This is a genomic window from Mesorhizobium sp. M2A.F.Ca.ET.039.01.1.1, from assembly GCF_003998035.1.
Lineage (GTDB): Bacteria > Pseudomonadota > Alphaproteobacteria > Rhizobiales > Rhizobiaceae > Mesorhizobium.
In genome coordinates this window covers 1-904 of sequence record NZ_RZRY01001318.1, presented here as the reverse complement: position 1 = coordinate 904, position 904 = coordinate 1, and the positions used below count along the sequence as shown (strand labels likewise).

The following is a 904-nucleotide window of genomic DNA, read 5'->3' as shown; positions in this document are numbered from 1 at the left end:
GGGACAACCAGATCCATGTCGCCCTGCAGAAGGCCGAGAAGGAACTGGGCATCGAATACAAATGGTCGGAAAAGGTGCAGACCGCCGACTTCAGCCGCGTCATGCGCGAATATGCGCAAGGTGGCTACCAGCTGGTGCTGGGCGACGCCTTTGCCGCCGAGCGCGAATCACGCCGCACGGCCAAGCAGTTCCCGAAAACCGCATGGCTGTTCGGCTCCGGCGCCGGCCCGGCCGAGCCGAATTTCGGCGTCTTCGACAACTGGATCCATGAGCCGGCCTATCTCTCCGGCATGATCGCCGGAAAGATGTCGAAGTCCGGCACGGTCGGCGCGGTCGCGGCGATGGGCATTCCGGAAGTGAACCGCCTGGTCAACGCCTTCTTCGCCGGAGCCAAGGAGGTCAATCCGAACGTCAAGAAGAAGGTCGCCTTCATCGGCTCCTTCTTCGATCCGCCCAAGGCCAAGGAAGCGGCCGTCGCGCAGATCGACGCCGGCGTCGACGTCATCTATGCCGAGCGCTTCGGCGTCATCGAGGCGGCAGTGGAGAAGAAGATCTACGCCATCTCCAACATGTCCGACCAGTCGAGCCTCGGGCCGGATACGGTGATCACAGGCCCGGTCTGGGACATGTATCCGACGGTCGAGCAGGCGATCAAGCTGGTCAAGGCCGGCGTCTTCACCGCGCAGGACTATGGCGATTTCTCGCGCATGGCCAAGGGCGGCTCGTATCTGGCGCCCTACCACAAGTTCGACAAGACGCTGCCCGCCGAGGTGAAGGAACTGGTCGAGAAGAAAAAGGCCGAGATCCTCGAAGGCAATTTCCGCGTCGACGTCGACGAGAACACGCCGGTTTCGGATTGATGCATTTTTGAGGGTGGCGCGAGGCCCCCCTCTCTGTCCTGCCG

1 protein-coding gene is annotated in these 904 nt (G+C 62.5%); it reads left to right on the top strand.

Translation table 11 applies throughout. From position 1 onward, the window contains the following. On the top strand, positions 1–860 hold an 860-nt coding region (locus tag EOA24_RS39570; RefSeq protein ID WP_133375016.1), incomplete at its 5' end, for a BMP family protein. Between the last annotated feature and the right edge of the window lie 44 nt (positions 861–904).